Below are 23,223 nucleotides of genomic sequence, written 5' to 3' on the forward strand. Positions count from 1 at the left end.
ACAAGCGATGGGTGCCGGAGCCTCTCGTCGCGGCCTGTTGCTGGTCCTTCTTCACAGCCAACCGCTGTCCTGGGCCTGACGCACGGCCTCGAACCTGTTGTTGGCATTCGTTTTCCGGATCACGGAGGACAGGTGGTTGCGGACCGTCCCGTTCGACAAGCTCAAAGAGGAGGCAATGCCCTTGACGCTCGATCCGTCCTGAGCTGCTCGACAGACCTCGATTTCCCGATCGGTCAGGGGGTTCTCGGGGCTGAAGAGAGACTCCTGCGCCAGCGACGGATCGATGACCCGCAATCCGGAGTCCACTCGCCGGACCGCCTCGGCAAGTTGGGCAGGGGGAGTGTCCTTGACGACGAAACCCCGGACTCCCGCGGACAGGGCCCGCTTCAGATAGCCCGGTCGCCCGAACGTGGTCACAATGATGACCTCGCAATCCAGGCCGGCGTCCCGCACCAGCTCGGCCGCCTCGATGCCAGTTCCTCCCGGCATCTCGATGTCCAGGAGGGCGACGTCGACCGAAGAGCTCCGGACGGCGTCGAGCACCTGGTCGCCCCGGCCGACTTGGGAGACCACCTCGATATCGGGTTCGGAATCCAACAGGACCGCCAGGGCTCCGCGGACGAGGTCCTGGTCGTCCGCAATGAGGACTCGGATGGTGCTCATGGTTCCTCCAAGGGGGAGCGATCGCCGTTCATGGTGACGAGGACCCGGGTCCCCGGGTGCTCGCCGTCGAGCAGGTCTTCGCGGGGCACCACGTTTTCGACGACGAGTATCCCGCCCGCCTGTTCGACCCGCTCGCGCAGGCCGTTCAGCCCATTGCCGAAGTCCGAACCGATGCCTCGGCCGTCGTCCGTGACCTGTATTTTTTCGGGTGTGAGCATGACGGAGCAACGCGAGGCGCCCGAGTGCCGGACCACGTTGGTCACCGCCTCCCTCACGGCCCACGAGAACATGGACGCGTTGACCCCCGAAACCTCTCGGGCCGATGGCGACGACGGGAGATCCGCCGTGATGCCGGCGGTCGGGAGCGCCTTGCCGGCGGCGTCGATCTCGCCCGCAAAGTCGGGCTGGCGCAGGCGTGTGACCGTGGACCGAACGTCCGCCAGTGCCGTCCTGGACAACCGAGCGATCTCCAGGACCTCTTGTCTGGCGCCCTCGGGATCGGATTCCATGGTCCGCGCCGCGACCTCGGACTTCAGGTTGATCACCGTCAACGAATGACCGAGCAGATCGTGGACGTCGCGGGCGACGCTCTCGCGCTCGGTCGAGACCGCAAGATCCTGGCGGAGACGGTTCTCGACGTCTTCCCGTCGCGCAGCGATGGCGACGACCAGAACGATGATCGGGCCCAACACGGTTCCGCTCAGCACGTAGGGAAAGGCCCCGGAATCGGCGGCCAGAAGGACGGCGACGTTCGTGGCGACCACCAGCGCGGAGGTGAGAAGGATCCCGGCGCGAGACGGCAGCAAGAACAAGAACGCGGCGACGAAGAACGTGGTCAGGTTGACCACGCTGAGTCCGATGAGGAGAGACAGCGCGGCAACGATGATTGCCATGAGTGCGATCCAGCACCAATACAGTCTGTACCGGCGTCTTACCAGAAGTTCGGAGTAGCCGAAGCCTCCGGCGTAGATGACGCAGAACAAGCCGATCAAGGTCAATCCCGCACCGAGTCCGAGCGGGGTGCGCTGAACGTAGAAGAGCGGAATGACCGCAAAGACCACAAAGATCAGCCAGACCCCGGCCTGCACCGCACGGATCGCCTGGAACCGGGGCCTCTCAGGTTTCACTTGCGTTCCTTCTGTCGACGGCTCAGGACGGCACACGCCCCGGAGAAGACGAGTGTCCACGCGATGACGTTGACCACGGCATACCACAACGGATCGGTCACGGTGCCGGTCCCGTCGCTGATGGCCTGGATGCCATCAGTCAGAGGATAACGTGCCAGGCTCGAGGCTCCGTAGAGCGGGGTGAAGCGTGACAGGCCCATGAGGAACTCGGGCAGGGGCGAGAACGCGTTACCGATGAAGGACAGGATGACCAACGCCGTACTGGAGATCGAGACCGCGGATTCCGACCGGAAGAGCAAACCGAACATCATTCCGTAGAAGCCGAAGGGGAGTGCGACCACCACGGCGAGCACGGCGCACGTGATCCACTCGCCGGCAGGCATATCGGCTTGGGTGAACAGCCCGGCAATGTTCACGGCGAGCACGGGGAGCAGGGCGCGGACCAGGATGATGACGCCCTTCGACGCGAGCATCGCGGGTGTGGGAAGTGGCGTCAGGGCCAACTGGCGTCCCCACCCCGTGGATTGTTCGACGACGACGTTGCCGGTCGTCGCGCAGGCCGCCACGACGCCGCCGTAGACCGCCATCCCGATCATCACGTAGGCGGCGGTATTGCCATCGTTCAAGGGCGCCTCGGCATAATCCTGCATCGCCCCGAAGAGCAGGTAGAAGACCACGGGGAGGATCACGGAGAAGACGACGCCGGAACGGTCGGCGAGGGTCCTGCGGAGATCGATGAGTGTGAAAGCTGCGATATTCATGGTTGTCCTCCCGGTCAGTGGGTGCGCTCGGATCCGGCGAAGGAGTCTTCGGGGCGATCCGTGGTGAGGGCGAGAAATGCGTCTTCGAGGGAGCCTGCGGAAATGGTGAGGCCGGTGGCTCCCGTTCGTGTGAGCAGATAGCGGGCGAGTTCGTCCGATTGGTCGGTGGTCATCGTGGTGCGGTCCCCGTCGACCGAGACGGAGCGGACACCCGGCAGGGACGAGGCCTCGACGTCGTCGGGGAGCACGGCCGAAACCTGGCTCGGGGCGGCGTGGGCTCGCACGTCGTCGGTCGGGCCGTCGACGACGATGCGACCATTGCCGACCATGATGATCCGCTGGGCGAAGTTCTGTGCTTCTTCGATGTAATGGGTCGCGAACACGATGGTCCGCCCGCTGCTGGCCTGGGTCTTCATGGATTCCCAGAACTTGTGGCGGGCGTTGGCATCCATGCCGCTGGTCGGTTCGTCCAGAATCAGCAGGTCAGGGGAGGAGAGGATCGCCAAGGCGAAGCGGATGCGCTGTTGTTCGCCTCCTGAACATTTGACGACCTTCCTGTCCGCCAGATGCGTCAAATCCGCCTGGTCCAGCACCGTGTCCGGGGGCAGCGGGTTCCGGTGCGTGGCCGCGATCATTCGAATCGTGTCCCGTACGGTGAGGTTGGGCAGTAGGCCGCCGGTCTGCAGCACCGCACCGATCCTTCCGTGGGCGATGGCCTGGTGCGGTGTTCCGCCGAAGGTCCTGACCGTCCCTGACGAGGGTTTGGTCAGCCCCAGAACCATGTCGATGAGGGTCGACTTCCCGGCCCCGTTGGGGCCCAGGAGCCCGATGATTTCCCCGGATCCGACCTCGACGTCGACGCCGTCCAAGGCGTTGAACATCCGCCCGGATCCGTCCTTGAAACTCTTGATGAGGCCTTGGGCCTCGATGACCGTGTTGTTCATGGTTCAAGATTCGCCGCTTCCGGTCGAGGGCACGCATACGGGATGTCACCGTTTGTCCATGACGTTTGTCAGGGGTACCGGAGGCGGGCAGGATGAGGACATGAGCGAGAACATGGATGACCAGTCAGCACGCCAGCAGGATCCCGGCTACCGTTCGGTCGAGGTACAGCGGCTCGGCACGACCCGTTACCGTGCGACCAACGCAACCGGCGACGCCGTCGAATTCGGGCAGGGCGAGGGGCTGATGAGCCCGGTCGAGTTGTTGCTGGCCGCGATCGGCGGGTGCTCGGCGATCGACGTCGACGTCGTGACGTCGCGCAGGTCCGAACCGGAAGAGTTCCGGGTTGTCGCGAGCGGGATCAAGGACAAGGACGAGAGCGGCGGAAGCCGGATGCGCGATATCGAGCTCTCCTTCTCCGTGAAGTTTCCCGAGGGCGAGGTCGGCGACAAAGCCGCGTCCATGGTTCCCCGCCTGGTCGAGCTGGCCCGGACCAAGGACTGCACCGTGTCCCGGACTGTGGAGCACGAGACGGACGTCAGCATGCGGATCGAGGACTGAGCACACCTTGAGTTTTGGGCATTTCTCGCGTCCGTTGGGGGAGTGAATGCCCTTTGGCGCGAGGCACGCGTGGACCGGTCGTTTCGTGGGCTTCGAAGGTCGCCATGACCTCGGCCGACGTGGCGGGTAGGATAGGGCACCGTGGCTTTAACTATCGGAATCGTGGGGCTGCCCAACGTGGGCAAGTCGACCCTCTTCAATGCACTGACCCGCAGCACCGTCGTCGCGGCGAACTACCCGTTCGCGACCATCGAGCCGAACGTGGGTGTGGTGAATCTGCCGGATCCGCGGCTCGAGCGTCTCGCCGAGATCTTCTCCTCCGAACGGATCCTTCCGGCGACGGTCTCCTTCGTGGATATCGCTGGAATTGTGAAGGGCGCCTCGGAAGGTGAGGGCCTGGGCAACCAGTTCCTCGCGAACATCCGTGAGGCGCACGCGATCGCGCAGGTCGTGCGGGCCTTCGACGATCCCGACGTCGTCCACGTGGACGGGAAGATCGACCCCGCCTCGGACATGGAGACGATCAACACCGAGCTGATTCTGGCCGACCTGCAGACTTTGGAGAACGCGATCCCGCGCCTCGAGAAGCAGGTCAAGATCAAGAAGGGCGACGCCGCCCAGCTCGAGGCGTACCAGCAGGCCCAGAAGATCCTGGAAGACGGGGAGACCATCTTCCGGGGCGCCGCGGGCGCGAAGCTCGACACCTCCTTCTTGCGCGAGCTCAACCTGCTCACCGCCAAGCCGTTCATCTACGTCTTCAACTGCGACGACGGCGTCCTCCAGTCCGAGGAGCGTCAGCAGGAACTCCGTGAGCTGGTGGCCCCGGCCGAAGCCGTGTTCCTGGACGCGAAGCTCGAGGCCGACATCGTCGAACTGGACGAGGACGAAGCGCGCGAGATGCTGGAAATGTCCGGACAGGACGAGTCCGGGCTGGACAAGCTGGCTCGTACCGGATTCCACACCCTGGGGCTGCAGACCTACCTGACGGCCGGCCCCAAGGAGGCCCGCGCCTGGACGATCAACAAGGGCGACACAGCCCCGCAGGCCGCCGGCGTGATCCACACCGATTTCGAACGCGGCTTCATCAAGGCCGAAATCGTCTCCTACAACGACCTGGATGCCCTGGGCTCGATGGCCGAAGCCAAGTCCGCCGGCAAGGTCCGGATGGAAGGCAAGGACTACGTCATGCAGGACGGGGACGTGGTGGAGTTTCGGTTTAACGTCTAGGCGCGTTCCGCTTCAACGTCTCACCCGGTCTTGGCCTGGGCCGCCGCGGTCCCACGGATGCCCCGTCACGCGTGGGCGCGTGAGACTCCCACCCCTCCGAGGAAGACCTCGGCCACGTTCTCGGCGTGACGATCGGCATCGGTATCGGGGTGCGCATCCAGGTAGTCGAGCATGCTGTCGACCATCCCCTGATAGGTCACGGCAAGGATGTGCGGGTCGAGGTCGCCCCGGAAGTCGCCATTGGATTGGCCTTGACGGAAGATCTCCTCCTGAGAGGCATGCATGTCCTCGAGGTAGCTCGGGCCCAGCGCTGGTTCGCCCACGGCGGTGCGGAGGTTGAGCGCGATCTCCTTGATCGCTCGTCGCTCGGCTTCGTGGGTGACTCTGAGCTCAGTGGTCGCGTGGATCGCCGACCGGATCACCGTCGGGGCCGGCGCGTCAAGGTCAAGCATCTTCCCGGCCGCGCTGGTGAGGGACGCCAGGGCGTAGTGCGTCGTCGTCTCGAACAGCTGGTCGAGATCGGTGAAGTAGTGCCACAGGAGACCCTTGGATGCGCCTGCGACGCGGGCGATCTCGCTGGCAGTCGTCGCTTGAAAGCCTCGGTCTGCAAGAACGCGGATGGTTGCGTCCATCAGCTGCTCGCGGCGCTCGTCTGCGCTGAGCCGCCTCCGCCCGGTCATGCTTCGCTCCAAGTGGCTCGATCGCGCCAGACGAGCGCGGCGATGACCGCCATGAGCGCGGCGATACCGAACATCTCGATTCTCATCCACAACGGAACGAAGCCGGGGATGAGTGCCTCGATGACATTCACGATCGCCAGCACGGCAGCGATGACCCCGACCGCACCGTAGGCGTGGGCGTTCCCACGGACTGCCGCACGGGTGCGCAGCGGGAGAAGCACCGCGAAGACAGCCACGATCATGGCGTGCCACCAGGCTTCATCGGTCGCCTGTGCGGGTGCGAGGAACGTGAGGGCCACGAGCACCAGGATGGCGACAACGACAGCGGCGACGTAGACGGCTACAAGACGCGCGATCCATGGTGATACACGAGGATATGAGTTGCTGACCATGGGGTCAATATTATTGACCATAGGGTCAATAGGTCAAGTGGTCGCCACTGTGATGGTCCAAGGCATGGGCATGTGGTGGAGCTCCGGTTTAACGTCTAGCGTTATTGACGGCTCTCGTTACATGCCTCCCTGTGTGCTGAGATCGGTTGGCAGGCAGCCCGCCGAGCTCACCTGTTTCGCCCGGAGAGAGGGGACCCGAAGATGTCGAACTCATCGACTGCCACGCAGGCTGCTCTGATCGGGCCGATCCATCCAGGCGAGGTCCTCATGGCGGACTTCATCGAGGGGTTCGGCATCACCCAGAACAAGCTCGCCATCTCGATCGGGGTGCCACCGCGGCGGATCAACGAGATCGCGCACGGCAAGCGAGGCATCACGGCTGATACGGCCAATCGCCTGGCGCGACACTCCGGAACGTCCGCTGTCAGACGGTTCGGCATACATGGCTTCGGGCTGAAGGGCCGCCACCTGTGATGGGAAAACGGCCCCGGTTTTCCATGGGTGACCTGCTGAGTCGCGGGATGCTGATGAGCCGAAACGCCTACAGGCCACTGATTCATTGTTTGATGTGTTTGACGGTTGGGATGGGGTCCTTAAACTAAAAGTGCCCCGGCGTAAGCCGGGGCATTCAATGGAAGGAGGTAAAATGACGGTTGTAGTCGGACTCTCAGTCACACTCCTAGTTCTGAGGAGCGCAAGAGGAATCGTCGGACTCATCCGAGACCTCCGCGTACCCAAGGGCCAAGGACCTAGGGGGCCGAGTCACCACTCGGCGTCCTGGTCCTTTCAATCGTGAAGGAGCCAACCATGAAAAATAAGGTCACCGATATAGCGTTCGGCATGGTGATCACTGCACTCTCCTACGCAACGCACCAACCCGTGTGGCTGACAGCGACGATGGCGGGATTGACTGTCGTCTTGGCCGGCGTCGTAGCGGCGCGGGCGGTGATCCGTCGTGAGCGATGAGCCTGCGCTTGAGGTCGTGTCCACGGCTCGCCAGGAACGGGACGACGCCGACCACAGGTTCCGTGTCTCCATGGCTACCGCCGTTGATCGGGGTATCCCGTTGTCGCGTATCGCTCTTGTAGCCGGGATGAGCCGTCAGGGCGTGTGGGCCGCCGTGCAGAAGCTCAAGGGCTAGTTACTTCCGTTGGTGGGGTGCCGGGGTCGGTGCGGAGAGTCCGCCTTCTCGATGTCGTCTCGGCCGGTCTCATCCGCGTCGATCCTTGCCCTGGACGGGCTGTGTTCTCGAGAACGCAGCACATTGCTGGCTCTTCGCAGTTGAGGGGGTAGGTGGCTGAGCGCGTCGGTCGCCGGATGAGGGTCGAGGCCTTCCGATGATGGAAGTTCTCACACTGACCATCTGCCGGAAGACCTCGACGTGCACCACGCTACCTTCGCGACCCCTGATCTGACCGTGTTCTGCCATCTCGACGAGCTCGGCCTCGTGGCCACCGGTCAGCTTTTTGAGCCGGATCGCGCGGTGATCGAGTGCCGCGTCGCCGAGCCGGATCCGTGGTGCCGGGGATGCGGTAGCCAGGCGCTCTCGCGCGGGACGGACACGCGGCGTCTCGCCCACGAGCCGTTCGGTCATCGCCCGACGACGCTGCTGGTCCGGGTCCGCCGCTACAAGTGCTCGGGATGCGGACGGTCCTGGCGTGAGGACCTCACGGCAGCGGCGCCCGAGCGAGCCAAGCTGTCCCGTAGCGGGATGCGGTGGGCGTTGGAAGCGCTCGTGATCGACCACCTCACCGTCGCCCGCGTCGCCGCCGGACTCGGTGTCGGTTGGCACACGGCGAACAACGCGGTCCTCGCTGAAGGGCGTCGAGTGCTGATCGACGATCCCGCCCGGTTCGACGGCGTCGCCGTGATCGGCGTCGACGAGCACGTCTGGCGCCACACGAGAGTCGGCGACAAGTACGTCACCGTCATCATCGACCTCACCCCGAACCGCGACAAGACCGGCCCCGCCCGTCTGCTGGACATGATCGAGGGTCGCTCGAAAGCCGTGTTCAAGACCTGGCTCGCCGCACGCCCGCAGGACTGGCGCGATGGTGTCGAGGTCGTCGCGATGGACGGGTTCACCGGCTTCAAGACCGCCGTCAGCGAGGAGCTCCCGGACGCGCAGGCGGTGATGGACCCGTTCCACGTCGTCCGCCTCGCCGGCGACGCCCTCGACACCTGCCGTCGTCGCGTCCAGCAGTGCCTGCACGGCCGGCGGGGCCGCAAAAACGATCCGCTCTACAAGGCCCGCCGCATCCTCCACACCGGCGCGCAGCTGCTCACTGACCGGCAGCAGACCCGTCTCGAGGCACTGTTCGCGGTCTCCGAGCACGTCGAGGTCGAGGCGACCTGGGGCATCTACCAGCGCGTGATCGCTGCCTACCGCGAACCCGATCGGAAGACGGCGAAGAAGCTGATGACAGCCGTCATCGATTCCGTCTCCAGCGGCGTCCCCGCCGCGCTCGTGGAGGTCCGCAAGCTCGGCCGCACGCTCAAGCAGCGCGCCGCCGACATCCTCGCGTTCTTCGACCGGCCCGGCACGTCCAACGGGCCAACAGAGGCGATCAACGGGCGCCTGGAACACCTCCGCGGCTCCGCCCTCGGATTCCGGAACCTCACGAACTACATAGCCCGATCGCTGCTCGACACCGGCGGCTTCAGGAACCACCTACACCCTCAAATGCGATGAGCCAGTTTCCCGCCTCCGTAGGCGAAGCACTTCGATCCAGCGACACCAGGTGTTTCGCATGAAGTATGGACAGTTGTTATTCCCGTCCTCTGTATGGCCGTCCAATACGCGTGTATTAGCGCTAATAATACGATCGTATTGTCGATGTTGGGGGTTCCCCATGTTTCGGATCCTTTAAATTCTGCGTCTGTTGGCCCCGTTGCTCGGCGTCATCATGCTGATCAGCTACCGTCACCGGGCCTCAGAACCTGCGATGTGGGGGATTGCTGGCGCTCTGGCAGGAGCTGTCGCTTCATTCGTGGGATTCTTCAGCCCTCGGTTGAGATTGTTGGGTGAGGGCGAGGTCTCAGGGATCTGAATTGTCGAGCGCTTGGAGATATGGTCATGGATCCGTACCAGGCCGCCCGTCCTTGGAGTGATCCTCTTTCTGGGTGGACCAGCGGGAGGACCTGCAGGGACCAACGGCCGGAACCATCACGCTGCCGCAACGAATGTGCTGGGCGCCCTTCCGAATCTTGGTCCCGTCAGCCGCGCCCGCCAAACTCCATCGCAGATGAACTCCGTCTGACCCTGAATCATCAACGGGCGCCCGAGAAGCGCCCCCTGTCCTGCGACAAGGTTGCCTTGAGGTCGACGGCTGCCTGATCGGCAAGGATCTCCTGCTCTCCTGCGGCGAGGCCCTCGAGGGCAATGCGGACTACGTCGGCGGGGTCGTTCTTGGGTACATCGACGTCGGCCATCATGTCGGTGTCGGTGCTGGCGAGGAAGAGCGAGCTGACTTGAATACCGTCGCCGGAGAGTTCGGCCCGCAGCCCATTGCTCAGTGCCCACACGGCGGCCTTGGATGCCCCGTAGCTATTGGAGTGCTCGTATCCCAGCCAGGCCATGACCGAAGAAACATTGAGGAGCGCGCCGCGGCCGCTGACCTTGAGGACCGGGGCGAAGGCCCGCACCATGTGGAGGGTGCCGAAGTAATTCGTTTCCATTTCCTGTCGGATGTCGGCGAGGTTGCCGTCGACAAGTCGGGCAAAAGTTGAGACTCCGGCATTGTTGATCACAAGGTTCGCGTCTGACGCGATGCTGGCGGCCTCCGCGACCTGATCGGGATCCGTGATGTCGAGGGGGAGTGGGGTTGCCTCGGGAACGTCGAGGGATGCGGGGTTGCGCGCGCCGGCGAAAACCGTCGCGCCGCGTTCGACGAGTTGGCGGGCGAACTCCCGGCCGAGTCCGCGGTTGGCTCCAGTGACGACTGCGACCGAGCTCGAAAGGTCCAGCATGATGTACTCCGTTTCTTCTTGTCTGGTCAACGCTGCAGTCACTACGCTAAAACCTGACGCCAGCGTCAGGTTCAATATCAGAAACTGTGAGGTACACCATGCTTTCGATCGGTGCCGTGGCCTCTGCGGCGAACGTGACGCCGCGAGTGGTGCGCTATTACGAGCAACAGGGCTTGCTCTCCTCCGAGCGCACCAGCGGCGGGCAGCGCCGCTACCCCGAGGCGACGGTCGAACGGGTCCGTTTCCTTCATCAGCTCATCCAAGCGGGCCTGAGCAGCGCCTCGATCCGGGAGCTGCTCCCGTGCGTCGATAGCCGGGTCGCCACGGCGTCGACCCTCCGCACCTTGGAGGCCGAACGTGACCGACTCCGCGCACGCGCGGCCGAGCTCGAGGCCATGGGCAACCGCCTCGACGATCTGATTGGTGCCGCTCGAGCCACCATGGACGAGGTGGCGAGCTAGGTTTTGCCGGTCATGACGCTTGGGCTGCAGTCCCGGTGCGCGGCGAACAAATCGCGATACCGAGTGAGACAGAAGGAGAAGGTCCGTGACCTGATTGCCGCGTGCGCAGTGGATCTCCTGTGGCTCGAGAGCTCTGCGCAATAGTTCGACCATCAACGAGGAGGGTCACTGACTTGCCCGTCAGCAATCCTCTCCCGCAGCTGATCGGTGATACTGCGAGGTCTGCGGCCCAGCAGGCGCGTGAGCGTGGGGTCCGAATTCGCAAAATGCCCGCTCCTGGTGGCCTGGAACATGGACAGGGTGAAGCGCGCGACCTCTTCGGGAATGCCGTTGTTCATTGCATCTCTCACCCACGTCTCGTCGTCGACGACGACGCGCTCGATCTTGCGACCCGTGATCTCGGATGCGGACGCGGCGAAGTCCGCCAGGGTGACCGGCTCGGGCAGCGTCAGGTCAACCGGGCCATCCAACGGTGTGTCGGCCGTGAGGATCGCGGCGGCCGCCTCCGCGGCATCGCGCCGGTCGACCCAGGAGAAAGGACCGTCCGCGGGCATAGCGATGACCCCTGTTTCCTGCCACGCACCGAGCAACTGTGATGGGTCGCCGTAGAAGCCGTTGCGCAACGCAGTCCATGCGACTCCGGACTCCGCAAGATGCTGTTCAGTGGCCGCATGGATCCTGAGCGGCGGGTAGGGCGTATCGAAAGCTGTCCCATGGGCGCTCGTGTACAAGATGCGATGAGCCCCCGCGTCGACGGCGGCATCGATTGCTCTGTCATGCTGTGCGACGACGTCGGAAGATTGGTCGCTGGACGACACGAGGAGGACTTGATCCGCGTCGGCGAACGAGCGCCGCAGGGCCTCGGGGTCGTCGTAGCTCGCCTGCCGTACGCGGACTCCTCGATCTGCCAGGTGCTGAGCGCGTGCAGGGTCACGGACGCTGACGCCGATGTGGTGTGGTGGCACCCGCTTGAGGAGCTGGTCGACCGTGGCCCCGTTGAGGGCGCCTGTGGCTCCGGTGACGATGATCATGGGAAAGTCCTTTCAGGGGGGGTACGAGAACGTGCTCGTGGTTCACGCCCGGTGCCAGGGAAGAGTGAAGTTTACTCATTGAGTCAACTTTGCGTTGACCCCAGCCTGCACTAAGTTGACTACCTGAATCAAGTTAATCGTCGGCTGACAAGGAGGTTGCCTCGTGCCCGACTTGCGAAGTGCGTCCGCTCTCCGTTCGGATGCCCGTCGAAACGTCGATCGGATACTGCAAGCGGCGGTGCGGGTGTTCCGAGAACAGGGGTTCTCGGCATCGCTCGACGAAATCGCCGCGGCCGCCGGGGTGAGCAAGGCGACGATCTTCAATCGGCTCGGTGGGAGAGTCGGGCTCATCGATGCCGTCATCGACGACGTCGTCGCGACCGAGTTGAAGGCTGTCATCGAGGATGCGAAGTCCGTCGTCGGCGTCCGAGATCGGATCCGGGGCTACATCGTTGCGCTCCGTGACCTGCAGTATGAACGTCCGGCCGTCAACGATGTCCTTCTGCAGGAATATCGCGAGTCGGAACCCTTGCTCGACCTATGCCATGCGGGGACAGACTTCCACGAAAGCCTTGTCGCACAAGGGCGTGCCGCAGGCATCCTGGCCCATGACCTCACGGCCGAAGACTTTCAAGCACTCGCCCGAGACAATGCCCTGGCGCTCAAGCACGGTGGCCGGCCGCCCCGCGCCGACTATGATCGACGAACTGGTTTCGTGCTCGACGGGATCTGTCCATCGCGGAGTACATCCGCCTGACCTTGCGTTCAGTCGAGATCCGCTGTCAGACAGTCCGCGGATTTCCTCGGCCGAAATTCCACAGGCAGCGTCACCGGTCCGGAGCTCCGTGTGAGAATGGCCAGACGCACGGAAGGAGTGACATGGGTGACAACAAGGAACTCTTCTACCGGTGGATCCAGCAACTCTGGAGCGGGCCGGCCGACCGCGAGGCGCTGCGCGAAGCCGCCGGGGAGCTCGTGACGGACGACTTCATCGGACACTGGCCCGGCCGAGAGGTCCACGGACCCGATGGGCTGGCCGACATCCTCGCCGAGACCAAGGGCATGTTCTCCGATCTGACCTTCGAGATCGAGGTGCCTCCGCTGGTCGATGGCGATATGGTCGCCGGGCGTTGGGCCGGTACGGGAACCATGACCGACGGGACCGTCTACGGCTTCTTCGGCAATGACATCCTCCGCGTCGACCATGGCAAATTCCGTGAATACTGGGTCGCCTCGGCGGAACGATAAATCCACTGCCCGAGGGTGCGTCCGCAGAGCGGCGGCACGCCCAGAGCGACGGCGTCCGCGGAGACCGGCGTCGATCGTTGCCGACCGACGTCGACCGTGGCGTCAGCCCCCGATGCCGACCAGGGAGGCCAGCCAGGGCAGGAGGGCGACGATCAGCGCGCCTCCGATCACGTCGAAGATTACTCCCGTGCGAATCATGCGTCCGATCGGTACGGTCCCTGACCCGTAGACGATCGCGTTCTGCGGCGTCGATATCGGGAGCATGAAACCGAAGGACGCACCGAACGTGGCTGCGAGGGCCGGAACCACGGGGTCGACGCCGGCGGCCACGGCCAAGGGGACCACGATCGGCACGGTGACGGCGGCAGCGGCCGTATTGCTGGTGGTCTCCGAAATCAGGATCGCCAGAACCACGGCGGCCGCGGTGATGACGAGGCCGCTCGAGACGCCCAGGGATGAATACAGGCCGTGACCGATCGTCTTGGCCAAGCCTGAATCTCCCATCATGGCTCCGAAGATCATCCCGGAACCAAACAAGAGGATGGTTCCCCAATCGATCTTGGCCGCGTCGGACCACTCCAGGGTGCCTTTGAGTTTCTTCGTGTCCGTCGGGAGAAGGAAGAGCAGAGCAGCGCCGATCACGGCGACAATGCCCTCGTCCAAACGATCGTCCACGGCCTTGTACACGGTCGAATCCACACCGACGAACAGGCTCAGAATCGCGGGGAACACCCACAGGACGACCGTGACGGAAAAGGCGATCACCGTGTTGATTTCCGCCCGGGACATCCTGCCCTGGGCCCGTTTCCGGTCGGCGATGAATTCCGCCACGCCCTCGATCCGGCGCGTCTCCGGGCGGTTGACCAGGAAAAGAATCACCATCAGGACCAGGAGCATGCAAAGGCAGATCGGAGCCGCCGCGGCAACCCACTGCCCGAAGGAGATCTCGGTCCCGGTGGTGGACTCGATGAGGCCGCGGCCGATCAGGTTCGGCGGCGCGCCGACGGGGGTCAGGAGGCCGCCGATCGAGGCGCCGTAAGCCAGCATCAGCATCAGGGCAGCACCCACGCGCAAACGCATCGGGTCGAAGTCCTGCTTGACCACGCCCTTGTCCTGCATCAATTGGGCGATCACGGTCAGGATTCCCAGGGCTGTGGGCAGAAGCATTGCGACTGTCGCGGTATTCGAGACGAAGGCGGAAAGAACACAGGTGATCACGCCGAAGGCCAGGATGATACGCACCGTGGACTTTCCGACCCCGGGAACCCCCAGAACCAGATAGGCGATGCGCTGGGCGACGCCGTGTTTGAGCATGGCCTGAGCGAGGATGAACGCACCGATGAACGTGAAGATCGTGGAGGACCCGAACGGTGCCAGGGCATCCGATGCAGGGGCAACACCCACGAGGACCATCATCGCGACGCCCAGAAGGGCCGTGACCGGGATCGGTATCGATTCGCACAGCCAGAGCAGAATCACGCCGATCAGAACGGACGCGACCTTCTGCTGCGTCCCGTCCATGCCCTGGGGCAGGAACCACATGGCCAGAAAGCCGATCGGCGCCAGGAAGAAGCCCGATACGCGCCGAATCTTCTCGACCCGTTCCTCGAGAGGGGAGAGGCGTTGCTGGTCGAGGCCGCGATACGTACCGCCTCCGAGTAGCGCCTTGGAGACATCCGTCTTGGGGCCTGGCGATGTGACCGCCCCGGTTGCCTGAGCCAATGTGACCTCCTTGTGTGAACGATGGATCCAGCATGGTCTGCGTCACACATCAAGTCCAAGACCTATTATTGGTTACTGGCATAGACAAAACCTATGAGCGGGGAATGATGGACATCAGGCAATTGACCTACTTCTTGGGGATCGTGGATCACGACGGGTTCAGCCGAGCGGCCGAAGCCCTGCACGTGGCTCAGCCGTCCCTGTCCCAATCCATCCGGTCACTCGAGAGGAGTCTCGGAACCGAGCTGTTTCGCCGGACGGGCCGCGGCGTCGAGCTCACGGCCGTCGGCAAACAGCTCATCGGCCCCGCGCGGCAGGTCCTCCGGGACCTCGACGCCGCCCGGGCCACGGTGAGCGCTATCCAGTCCCTCCGGCAGGGCACGGTCGACATGATCGCGATGCCGAGCCCGGGCGTCGAGCCGCTGACCTCATTGATCACCGAATTTCATGAGCATCATCCGGGTGTGACCGTCAATGTTGACGCCGCCTTCACCCCTGAAGACGTGATCCATGCCGTGCACTCGGGGTCGGCCGAGATCGGGCTTCTGGGGTCTGCAGGGAAGCCCAGGAGTGCGGATCTGCAGGTGTGGCAGCTCGATACCCAGCCGCTCGTCCTCATCTCGCCTCCAGGAACACCCGCACCGACCCCGGATATCCAACGATCGGCGCTGGAGGGAATGGACTACGTGATTTCGCAGCGAGGGTCCATGATGCGCCAGCTGATCGACGACCTTTTGGTCAGCGGAATCGAGGTCAACGTCGTCGCCGAGGTGGCGCACAGGACCTCGCTGCTGCCCATGGTCAGGGCCGGACTCGGTCACACCGTCATGCCGAACTCGTGGCGCTCGATCGCAGAAAGCAGCGGATGCACGGTGCGTCGCATCGAACCCAGCGCATATCTCGACATCTTTGCAGTCTGTCGTTCTTCGGGCCTGACACCTGGGGCCGAAGCGCTGATGGCCATGATCCGAGAGCGGTACAAGATCCTCACATCATAGGGAAAACCTATACCTTTGCGTGAAAATTCGTCTTGGACGAATGGGGTATCGGGGAGTTGTCTGGTTACGGACACAGAGACAACACGCCGATTCAGGAGTAACCGCATGGCTGCCGCAACCAAGACCTTCGACATCGCTTCGATCCCGGCCGACGGTGTCGGTCACGAGGTGGTGGCCGCCGGACGCGAGGTTCTCGAGGCTATCGCGACAAATTCCGGCGGACAGTTCGGGTTCGAATGGAGAGATTTCGACTGGGGCAGCGAATACTACGCCCGCACCGGACGCATGATGCCCGAGGACGGGCTCGAGCAACTCAAGGACCTCGACGCCATCTTCTTCGGAGCGGTCGGCTGGCCCACGGTCCCGGATCACGTGAGCCTCTGGGGGCTTCGCATCGCGATCTGCCAGGGCTTCGACCAATGGGCCAATATCCGGCCCGTTTCCATGTTGCCGAACGTGCAGTCCCCGATCGTCGGTGCCCACGAGAGAGACCTTGACTGGATCGTGGTCAGAGAAAATTCCGAGGGCGAGTACTCGGGCTTCGGCGGACGAAACTTCTCCGGCCGTGAGGGGCTCGGAGAGGTCTCCACGCAATCCGCGGTCTTCACCGAGGTGGGGTGCGAAAGAATCTTCCGATTCGCCTTCGACCTGGCACGAACACGGCCCGGCAAGAAAGTCTCCAAGGTGACCAAATCGAATGCGCAGCAGTACGGCATGGTCCTCTGGGACGAGGTCTTCGACCGCGTCGCCCAGGATTATCCCGATATCGAGACGGAGTCCGTGCTCGTGGACGCGATGGCCGCCAAGTTCGTGCTGCGCCCTGAAGACCTCGACGTCGTCGTCGCCTCGAACCTGCACGCGGACATTCTCTCCGATCTCGGTTCGGCGATGTCGGGTTCGCTCGGCCTGGCCGCCAGCGCGAACCTCAACCCGGACCGTCGATTCCCTTCGATGTTCGAGCCCGTTCACGGCTCCGCACCGGACATCGCCGGGCAGGGCATTGCCAACCCCGTCGGCCAATTCGGCTCGGCCGCGCTCATGCTGGAGCACTTCGGTCTCGACGTCGAAGCGAAGAGCCTTCAGGTCGCGATCGACAGGACGTGCGAACAGGGCATCCTGACCCGGGACGTCGGCGGCACGGCCAGCACCCACGACGTGACCCAGGCCGTCATCGACAACCTGGGCTGAATCATGCCCAGGGTTCTGATCGCTTGCGACAAGTTCAAGGGCTCGGCGACGTCGCAACAGATCGCCGACGCTCTGGGCCGTGGTCTCAGGCGCGTGGCCGGTATCGAAGTCTCCGCCATTGCCGTCGCCGACGGCGGAGACGGGACCCTCGATGCTTGCGACCGTCTGGGGTACGAACGGATCACACGCACCGTGGCCGGTCCCGATGGAACTCCCGTGTCGGCGCAGCTTTCGTTGGACAGGTCCCGCCATCGGGCCGTCATCGAGGTCGCGGCCGCTGCCGGGCTTGCACTGGTCTCTCGCGACGGAAGGATCCGTCCCGACGCCGAAGCCGAGCGTGCCACGACCACCGGCGTGGGAGAACTGATCCTCTCAGCCCTCGACGAAGGAGCTCGAGAGGTCATTCTCGGCCTCGGCGGCAGTGCGACGACGGACGCGGGTGCCGGAATGCTCATGGCCCTCGGCGTGCACCTGGTGGATGCATCGGGGAAGCGTGTCACGGACCTGCGGAGGCTCGACGATGTGCGGCGCATCGATCTCTCGACGATGGACCCGCGCCTGGCCGAGACCAGGTTCATCGCCGCATCAGACGTGACGAATCCGTTGACCGGGCCGCAGGGTGCGGCCGCGGTCTACGGCCCGCAGAAAGGGCTGCACCACGACCGTATCGGCGACGTCGATCGCGCGCTCGGGAGCTTCGCGACCGTCACCGAAGACACTCTGGGGTGCTACGGGGCCTCACAGGCTCCAGGGGCTGGAGCCGCCGGTGGTCTCGGCTTCGCGGCCGGTACCTACCTGGGCGCCGAGATCGTTTCAGGCGCAGACCTGCTGCTCGACCTCGCGGGATTCGACGAGCTCGCGGCATCGGCCGATGTGGTCATCACAGGGGAGGGGAGGCTCGACGACCAGACCCTGAGCGGAAAGGCGCCCGCCGTCGTCGCCCGCAGGGCACGGGACCTGGGCAGGGCCGTGGTGGTCGTGTGCGGAACCTGCGAGGCAACCGATGCTTCCCGGCTGCGTGAGTCCTACACCTCGATCCATGCCCTGACCGATGTGAATTCCGATGTGTCTGCCTGCATCCGGGATCCCCTTCCGCTCGTGACGGAGATCGGCGCAAGGATCGGGGCTCGGCCCGGCCTCGGGGGCGAGAAGAACGTTGTCAGCGCCTACCTGTACAGTGGTCCGCATGACGGAGATACTCAGCCCCAGCCAGCTCGTCCGTGCCCGCGAATCCGGGCGTCTGGTGGGAGGAATTCTCCAGACACTCCGGGACAGGGTCCGGCCCGGAACGAATCTCCTCGACATTGATGGCTGGACGCGAGACATGATTGTCGACGCCGGGGCCGAGTCCTGCTACGTGGATTACGCACCGTCCTTCGGCAGCGGCCCCTTCGGCCACTACATCTGCACCTCGGTCAACGATGCGGTGCTCCACGGGCTCCCTCACGATCAACGACTCGCCGAGGGCGACCTGCTGACCCTTGATCTGGCCGTCAGCCTCAACGGAATCGCCGCGGATGCGGCGATCAGCTTCGTCGTCGGCGGCAATCCGGCACCCGAGGACGAGCGCATGATCGCCACCACCGAGCGGGCGCTCGCGGCCGGGATCGCCGCCGCCTCTCCCAAGGCGCGCATCGGAGACATCTCCCACGCCATGGGCGCCGTCCTCAAGGAGGCCGGATACCCGATCAACATGGAATTCGGTGGGCATGGGATCGGCACCACGATGCACCAGGACCCGCACGTCGCCAACGACGGTCGACCCGGCCGCGGTCAGAAACTGCGGCCTGGGCTTCTCCTCGCCCTGGAGCCGTGGGTCATGGTGGATACGGACCAGTTGGCCGGAGACCCGGACGGATGGACACTTCGCAGCGCCACCGGGTGCCGAACCGCTCACTCCGAACACACGGTCGCCATCACGGACCGGGGAGCGGAGATCCTGACCCTTCCCACCACGACCCAGGACTGATGCTGGGCCCGGCTGTCGTCGGCTAGTTGCCGAAGGACTCCAACAGCGCGAGTGCCGCCTCCTTGCCCAGCTGATGCGCGGCCAACGGGCTGTCTCCGGTCAACAGGTTGCGATCGCGCGCGGTGGCACCCGTCATGTCGTCGTTGGTGATCGTGAGACCGGCCTCCGAGAGCCTCTTCCCGAGCCGCCAGGGCATTTCACCGGGCAGGTATCCGATATCGACGTTCGCGCCGAAGTCCAGAGAATCCGGGAAAGCGGCAATCTCGTAGCCGGCGAACGGGTTGCTCTGCCGATCGATTCCGGCCGCGAGCAGGGCAGCGGGCCCGTGGCAGAGCGTGACGACGAGGCGGTCGTTCCGAAGGAAGAAATCGAGGACATCCCGAACCTCGGTGCTGTCCGGGATCCCGTTCATGGCACCGTGGCCACCGGGAACGAACACGGCGGCGTAGTCATCCAGGCCGTCCGCGATCACCGTTCCGAGCTTCTTCGGAGACTTGAACTTCTCCTTGGTCGCCTCCCACGCCGAGGCGACGGCGTCGTCCTCCCCGGGATATGCCCACCACTCGAATTTGCCGGGGCCGCCGCTGGTCGTCGCGACGTCGATGTCGTAGCCGGCCTCCGCCATGTGATGGATCGGCAGGAGCGTCTCGACCGGGTGATTTCCGGTGGAGAAGAACGTCCCGTTCCGCATGTGCATGTACCGCTCATCGGTTGCGATCACGAGCACCCTCCATCGACCGCCGGTGTACTTCTCCTCCGTCGCGAGGCCGTCGAAGTCGGTCTTGGGGGCCGTGTACTGGGAGAGGGAGTAAGGGGACGGGAAGAACGCGTTGTCTTCTGCCCGGTCCGGTGTCGGCTGGCGATCTTGGTTGTTCTCGGTCATGCTGAGGTTCCTTTCGCCAGGTCGAGGGCTGTGAGCCATTCGATCAGCAATCGTGTCTCGGTGCTCCCCAGCGTATCGGGTTGTGAGGCGGCAATTTCAATGGCCGAAGCGATCGGGTTCCGCTCCGGCCCCGCGGTATTCGTGATCGCGGCGAGAACCCCTTCGCGCACGGCCGCCGAGAGCCGCGGGTCCGCTTCGGCCAGGATGATCTGCCGGAGGGTCACGCCAATGTTCGTCGACAGAATGTGCGCGGCCGCCTGCTCAGATGGAACGGCCAACCGATTCTGGTCGGCCGCCCGCGCCGTGAGCTCGCGGAGAATGCGCGCCGCCTTGTCCTGGGGCGCGGGCGAGTGTCCGGGACTCACTGTTCCGTACATCAGCGTGTAGAAGCCCGGATTCGCCAGCCCGAATTCCACGTGTGCGTCCCAGCCTTCGCGAATGTCCTGGATCGGGTCGCCGGACGACTCCATGGACGACTTCTTGCCCAGGTAGAGATCGAAACCGTAGTCGATGACGGCGTCGATGAGCCCCTGCTTCGATCCGAAGAAGTGGTACAGCGTCGGCATCTTGACGCCGGCAGCATCGCACACGGCGCGCAGTGAGAACTCCTCGCCGGGTGATGCGGCGACGAGGGCCCCCGCCGCGAGGATCAATCGATCCCTGGTGCCTCTTTCCGTCATGTCAGCCATGCTGTTATGGTAACGAATGTAGCAACGTTATAAGAACATGTAACACAGGTATGGAGGTGCGCGATGAGCGAGCACACATTGTCAGGGAAGAACGTCCTCATTGCCGGCGGGGCCAAGAACTTGGGCGGTCTCATCGCTCGACAGGCTGCCGAGGCCGGGGCCAACGTGGCCGTCCACTTCAACTCGGACGAGACCCGCTCCGATGCGGAACAGACCGTGGAGGCCGTCAGGGCCTCCGGGGGCCGTGCCGAGATGTTCCAAGCGGATCTGACCGTTCCGGCGAACGTGACCCGACTCTTCGACGACGCCGAAAAGGCCCTGGGCACCATCGACGTCGCGGTTAACACCGTCGGCAAGGTTCTGCGCAAGCCGATGGCGGAGACCACCGAAGAAGAATACGATTCGATGTTCGATATCAACTCCAAGTCGGCCTACTTCTTCATCAAGGAAGCGGGACAGCACTTGGCCGATGGGGGCAAGATCGTCACGATCGTCACGGCGCTTCTCGCCGCCTTCACCGACGGGTACTCGACCTACGCCGGCGGCAAGTCTCCCGTTGAGCACTTCACGCGTGCGGCCGCGAAGGAATTGTCGGAGCGCGGTATTTCGGTGACGGCTGTGGCGCCGGGGCCCATGGATACGCCGTTCTTCTACGGTCAGGAAACTCCGGAGCGCGTCGAGTTCCACAAGTCCCAGGCCATGGGCAACCAGTTGACGCAGATCGAGGACATCGCCCCGATCGTGCGGTTCCTGGCCACGGACGGCTGGTGGATCACGGGTCAGACGATCTTCGCCAACGGCGGGTACACGACCCGGTAGTGACTCCGGACGGGACCTTTCCCCGTCTCAGTTGCGGACCGAGGCCTCGGGTCGGCGCGATGTCACGTGTCGGCCCGAGGCCTCGCCTGCGTGGGACCGGTGGGGGCCGAGGACTCCCAGACGGCGCGCCATTTCTCTGCCAGAGAGCCCACGGTTTCGTGGGCGTTGAGACCGCTCGGGTTGGGGAGAACCCACAGCTCGACGTCGTCGGGCCAACCTGGCGGCGCGACGCCTGCCTCCTGGCGGCCCATGACGGCCTTGGGCATCGAGAACGCCTGACGGTACGCGGTGATACCCACGACCGCGACGGCCCGTGGCCCGATGGTGCTCACCCGCGTGACGAGTTCGGCACCGCCGTCGATCAGTTCCTCGGCGGACAGCTCGTCGGCACGGGCCGAAGGACGAGGAACGACGTTGGTGATTCCGATCCCTCGGTCCACCATCATCCGCTCGTCCTCCCGTGAGAGCCCTCGCGACGCATCGACGCGCCTGGGAAGAATCCCCGCCTCCTCGAGGGAGGGCCAGAAACGATTTCCTGGTCGGGCGAAGGGAGCATTCACGGCAGCGGTCCATGGGCTGGGGTTGATGCCGACGATGAGCAACCGGATCCATCCGGAGTTCTGTTCGTCCCGGGGCCAGGGGAGGACGTCCTCGCGCCCGAGACCGGATTCGATCGCGTCCCGGAGCTCCTCCTTCGATGGCCGTCGGCCGTCCAGGGGCGATGCGGCCCGCCACGGTTCCCAGGCGTTCGACGACGGCCGTTCGCGGTTGGCCAAGCGATCAGGGAGGTTGGGGCTCATGGCCCCACTGTACGCGGGGTTCGCAGCTGCGACGCGGACTCTCCGGTTGCGCGGGATGACCGGCAGCCATTGAGGAGTGGCGGCTCCGGTGCTAGACCGAATACATGCGTGCATACGGAGTAACCCAGTACGGAGGGCCCGACGCCCTCCACCCCATCGATGTTCCCCAAGAAGACCTCGGGCCGGGAGAAATACGGGTCGCAGTGACGGCCTTCGCCGTGAGCCCGACCGATACGAGCGTCCGCGCCGGGCAGCGTTCGAAGGACGATCGGGCCGAAGACCCCGGAGATGTTCCCGGTATGGATGTCGCGGGAACCGTCGTCGAGCTCGGCCCGGACACCGACACCGATCTCGAACCGGGAGACCGCGTCGTCGGCATCGTCCAACCGCGAGGGCAGCACGGCGCCTATCGGGAAGAGATCGTTCTGCCACAGGGATCGGTGGTCCGAGCGCCGTCGAACGCTTCGGACGCAGCGGCCTCGACCCTGCCCATGAACGCCCTGACCGCACGGCGTGCACTGGACCTCCTGGGTCTCGAACCCGGCCAAACCCTGGCGGTGACCGGAGCGGCCGGAACCTTGGGCGGGTACATCATCCAGCTCGCCAAAGCCGACGGGCTCGAAGTCGTCGCCGACGCGGCGGAGAAGGACGAGGACCTCGTGCGGACCCTCGGCGCAGACCACCTCGTTCGGCGCGGCGACGATGTTGCGGATCGCATCCGCGAACTCTTCCCCTCCGGCGTGGACGGCCTGGCGGACGCCTCGATCCAGTCGGAGCAGGTCCTCCCGGCGGTCAAAGACGGCGGAGCCGTGGCCACCTTCCGCGGCTACAAGGGCGACGGCGCCCGGGAGATCAATGTGCACCCGGTCATGGTCTGGGACGTGGCGGAGGACCGAGAGATGCTGTCGACCCTGCGTGACCAGGCGGAGAACGGAACTCTCACCCTGCGCGTCGCCGAAACCCTTCCGGCGGCCGAAGCGGCGGAGGCACACCGCCGGCTCGAGGCCGGGGGAGTGCGCGGCCGGATCGTGCTGGACATGACCGCCTGATTCGTCCGGTCATCGGGGGAGGCGGCGACGTCGGCCGCGGCACG

General features: G+C 64.6%; 27 protein-coding genes. 15 read left to right on the top strand and 12 right to left on the bottom strand.

The annotated features are described in order from the left end of the window. Positions 1-51: 51 nt before the first annotated feature. Genes ACTSLZ_RS06055 through ACTSLZ_RS06070 form a run of 4 tightly spaced genes read right to left on the bottom strand, consistent with a single transcriptional unit; the run spans position 52 to position 3,495 of the window. Complete coding sequence (locus tag ACTSLZ_RS06055) at positions 52-663, bottom strand: response regulator transcription factor (RefSeq protein ID WP_443096020.1); 612 nt, start codon at positions 661-663, stop codon at positions 52-54. Then, entirely contained in the window at positions 660-1,790 is a 1,131-nt protein-coding gene (locus ACTSLZ_RS06060) for a sensor histidine kinase (protein WP_443096021.1), read from the bottom strand. The genes ACTSLZ_RS06055 and ACTSLZ_RS06060 overlap by 4 nt, the downstream gene beginning before the upstream one ends. Beyond that, complete coding sequence (locus ACTSLZ_RS06065; protein ID WP_129313974.1) at positions 1,787-2,551, bottom strand: ABC transporter permease; 765 nt, start codon at positions 2,549-2,551, stop codon at positions 1,787-1,789. The genes ACTSLZ_RS06060 and ACTSLZ_RS06065 overlap by 4 nt, the downstream gene beginning before the upstream one ends. A gap of 14 nt (positions 2,552-2,565) precedes the next feature. Next, on the bottom strand, positions 2,566-3,495 hold the full coding sequence (locus ACTSLZ_RS06070) for an ATP-binding cassette domain-containing protein (RefSeq protein WP_443096022.1): 930 nt from the start codon (positions 3,493-3,495) through the stop codon (positions 2,566-2,568). Between the two features lie 100 nt (positions 3,496-3,595). On the opposite strand from ACTSLZ_RS06070, the gene ACTSLZ_RS06075 reads away from it, so the two are divergent. Both ACTSLZ_RS06075 and ychF read left to right on the top strand, forming a co-directional pair. Continuing rightward, the gene (locus tag ACTSLZ_RS06075) at positions 3,596-4,054 is read left to right on the top strand and encodes an OsmC family protein (protein ID WP_178979571.1); all 459 of its coding nucleotides are present in this window, start codon (positions 3,596-3,598) and stop codon (positions 4,052-4,054) included. Positions 4,055-4,195: 141 nt separating this feature from the next. Next, on the top strand, positions 4,196-5,281 hold the full coding sequence (gene ychF / locus ACTSLZ_RS06080) for a redox-regulated ATPase YchF (protein ID WP_443096023.1): 1,086 nt from the start codon (positions 4,196-4,198) through the stop codon (positions 5,279-5,281). A 65-nt stretch (positions 5,282-5,346) separates the two neighbouring features. On the opposite strand, the gene ACTSLZ_RS06085 is transcribed toward ychF, so the two are convergent. Then, entirely contained in the window at positions 5,347-5,961 is a 615-nt protein-coding gene (locus ACTSLZ_RS06085) for a TetR/AcrR family transcriptional regulator (protein ID WP_443096024.1), read from the bottom strand. Further along, the gene (locus tag ACTSLZ_RS06090) at positions 5,958-6,374 is read right to left on the bottom strand and encodes a hypothetical protein (protein ID WP_443096025.1); all 417 of its coding nucleotides are present in this window, start codon (positions 6,372-6,374) and stop codon (positions 5,958-5,960) included. Before ACTSLZ_RS06090 ends, ACTSLZ_RS06085 begins: the two co-directional genes overlap by 4 nt. 180 nt (positions 6,375-6,554) lie before the next feature. On the opposite strand from ACTSLZ_RS06090, the gene ACTSLZ_RS06095 reads away from it, so the two are divergent. The 4 genes from ACTSLZ_RS06095 to ACTSLZ_RS06110 all read left to right on the top strand — a co-directional run bounded on the left by ACTSLZ_RS06095 (position 6,555) and on the right by ACTSLZ_RS06110 (position 9,045). After that, positions 6,555-6,827, top strand: coding sequence for a HigA family addiction module antitoxin (locus ACTSLZ_RS06095; RefSeq protein ID WP_443096026.1), 273 nt, complete (start codon positions 6,555-6,557; stop codon positions 6,825-6,827). A 333-nt stretch (positions 6,828-7,160) separates the two neighbouring features. Further along, positions 7,161-7,319 (top strand): hypothetical protein, encoded by a 159-nt coding sequence (locus ACTSLZ_RS06100; protein WP_443096027.1) that lies wholly within the window; start codon positions 7,161-7,163, stop codon positions 7,317-7,319. Beyond that, positions 7,309-7,494, top strand: coding sequence for a hypothetical protein (locus ACTSLZ_RS06105; protein WP_443096028.1), 186 nt, complete (start codon positions 7,309-7,311; stop codon positions 7,492-7,494). The genes ACTSLZ_RS06100 and ACTSLZ_RS06105 overlap by 11 nt, the downstream gene beginning before the upstream one ends. 240 nt (positions 7,495-7,734) lie before the next feature. After that, a complete protein-coding gene (locus tag ACTSLZ_RS06110; RefSeq protein ID WP_179628043.1) occupies positions 7,735-9,045 on the top strand; it encodes an ISL3 family transposase in 1,311 nt (436 codons plus the stop codon). Positions 9,046-9,623: 578 nt separating this feature from the next. Here ACTSLZ_RS06110 and ACTSLZ_RS06115 read toward each other — a convergent pair. Further along, positions 9,624-10,364, bottom strand: a complete 741-nt coding sequence (locus ACTSLZ_RS06115; protein ID WP_443096029.1) for an SDR family oxidoreductase — start codon at positions 10,362-10,364, stop codon at positions 9,624-9,626. 56 nt (positions 10,365-10,420) lie between these two features. On the opposite strand from ACTSLZ_RS06115, the gene ACTSLZ_RS06120 reads away from it, so the two are divergent. Further along, the gene (locus ACTSLZ_RS06120) at positions 10,421-10,783 is read left to right on the top strand and encodes a MerR family transcriptional regulator (RefSeq protein ID WP_436594341.1); all 363 of its coding nucleotides are present in this window, start codon (positions 10,421-10,423) and stop codon (positions 10,781-10,783) included. 152 nt (positions 10,784-10,935) lie between these two features. Here ACTSLZ_RS06120 and ACTSLZ_RS06125 read toward each other — a convergent pair whose 3' ends face one another. Beyond that, positions 10,936-11,814, bottom strand: coding sequence for an NAD(P)H-binding protein (locus tag ACTSLZ_RS06125; protein ID WP_443096030.1), 879 nt, complete (start codon positions 11,812-11,814; stop codon positions 10,936-10,938). A gap of 163 nt (positions 11,815-11,977) precedes the next feature. Here ACTSLZ_RS06125 and ACTSLZ_RS06130 point away from each other — a divergent pair, with 163 nt between their 5' ends. Beyond that, positions 11,978-12,571, top strand: coding sequence for a TetR/AcrR family transcriptional regulator (locus tag ACTSLZ_RS06130; protein WP_443096031.1), 594 nt, complete (start codon positions 11,978-11,980; stop codon positions 12,569-12,571). A 122-nt stretch (positions 12,572-12,693) separates the two neighbouring features. Further along, complete coding sequence (locus ACTSLZ_RS06135) at positions 12,694-13,062, top strand: ester cyclase (RefSeq protein ID WP_443096032.1); 369 nt, start codon at positions 12,694-12,696, stop codon at positions 13,060-13,062. 102 nt (positions 13,063-13,164) lie between these two features. On the opposite strand, the gene ACTSLZ_RS06140 is transcribed toward ACTSLZ_RS06135, so the two are convergent. Next, positions 13,165-14,784 (bottom strand): SLC13 family permease, encoded by a 1,620-nt coding sequence (locus tag ACTSLZ_RS06140; RefSeq protein WP_443096033.1) that lies wholly within the window; start codon positions 14,782-14,784, stop codon positions 13,165-13,167. A 104-nt stretch (positions 14,785-14,888) separates the two neighbouring features. Here ACTSLZ_RS06140 and ACTSLZ_RS06145 point away from each other — a divergent pair, with 104 nt between their 5' ends. The 4 genes from ACTSLZ_RS06145 to map all read left to right on the top strand — a co-directional run bounded on the left by ACTSLZ_RS06145 (position 14,889) and on the right by map (position 18,939). Next, positions 14,889-15,782, top strand: a complete 894-nt coding sequence (locus tag ACTSLZ_RS06145) for a LysR family transcriptional regulator (protein WP_238692242.1) — start codon at positions 14,889-14,891, stop codon at positions 15,780-15,782. Positions 15,783-15,887: 105 nt separating this feature from the next. Further along, positions 15,888-16,970 (top strand): tartrate dehydrogenase, encoded by a 1,083-nt coding sequence (locus ACTSLZ_RS06150; protein WP_129314044.1) that lies wholly within the window; start codon positions 15,888-15,890, stop codon positions 16,968-16,970. 3 nt (positions 16,971-16,973) lie between these two features. After that, on the top strand, positions 16,974-18,278 hold the full coding sequence (locus ACTSLZ_RS06155) for a glycerate kinase (RefSeq protein WP_443096034.1): 1,305 nt from the start codon (positions 16,974-16,976) through the stop codon (positions 18,276-18,278). After that, the gene (map, locus tag ACTSLZ_RS06160) at positions 18,214-18,939 is read left to right on the top strand and encodes a type I methionyl aminopeptidase (protein ID WP_443096102.1); all 726 of its coding nucleotides are present in this window, start codon (positions 18,214-18,216) and stop codon (positions 18,937-18,939) included. The genes ACTSLZ_RS06155 and map overlap by 65 nt, the downstream gene beginning before the upstream one ends. Before the next feature lie 22 nt (positions 18,940-18,961). Here map and hchA read toward each other — a convergent pair whose 3' ends face one another. Further along, positions 18,962-19,822 (bottom strand): glyoxalase III HchA, encoded by an 861-nt coding sequence (gene hchA / locus ACTSLZ_RS06165; protein ID WP_443096035.1) that lies wholly within the window; start codon positions 19,820-19,822, stop codon positions 18,962-18,964. Further along, the gene (locus tag ACTSLZ_RS06170) at positions 19,819-20,502 is read right to left on the bottom strand and encodes a TetR/AcrR family transcriptional regulator (RefSeq protein WP_443096036.1); all 684 of its coding nucleotides are present in this window, start codon (positions 20,500-20,502) and stop codon (positions 19,819-19,821) included. The genes hchA and ACTSLZ_RS06170 overlap by 4 nt, the downstream gene beginning before the upstream one ends. 72 nt (positions 20,503-20,574) lie before the next feature. Between ACTSLZ_RS06170 and ACTSLZ_RS06175 the strand changes: the two genes are divergently transcribed. After that, positions 20,575-21,330 carry an SDR family oxidoreductase gene (locus ACTSLZ_RS06175; protein ID WP_129314048.1) on the top strand — a complete coding sequence of 252 codons (756 nt, stop codon included), beginning with the start codon at positions 20,575-20,577 and terminating at the stop codon, positions 21,328-21,330. A gap of 62 nt (positions 21,331-21,392) precedes the next feature. On the opposite strand, the gene ACTSLZ_RS06180 is transcribed toward ACTSLZ_RS06175, so the two are convergent. Beyond that, positions 21,393-22,130 carry a uracil-DNA glycosylase family protein gene (locus ACTSLZ_RS06180; protein ID WP_129314049.1) on the bottom strand — a complete coding sequence of 246 codons (738 nt, stop codon included), beginning with the start codon at positions 22,128-22,130 and terminating at the stop codon, positions 21,393-21,395. 104 nt (positions 22,131-22,234) lie between these two features. On the opposite strand from ACTSLZ_RS06180, the gene ACTSLZ_RS06185 reads away from it, so the two are divergent. Beyond that, positions 22,235-23,179, top strand: a complete 945-nt coding sequence (locus tag ACTSLZ_RS06185; RefSeq protein WP_443096037.1) for an NADP-dependent oxidoreductase — start codon at positions 22,235-22,237, stop codon at positions 23,177-23,179. Positions 23,180-23,223: the final 44 nt, after the last annotated feature.

The organism is Rothia koreensis, assembly GCF_052232265.1.
Lineage (GTDB): Bacteria > Actinomycetota > Actinomycetes > Actinomycetales > Micrococcaceae > Rothia > Rothia koreensis.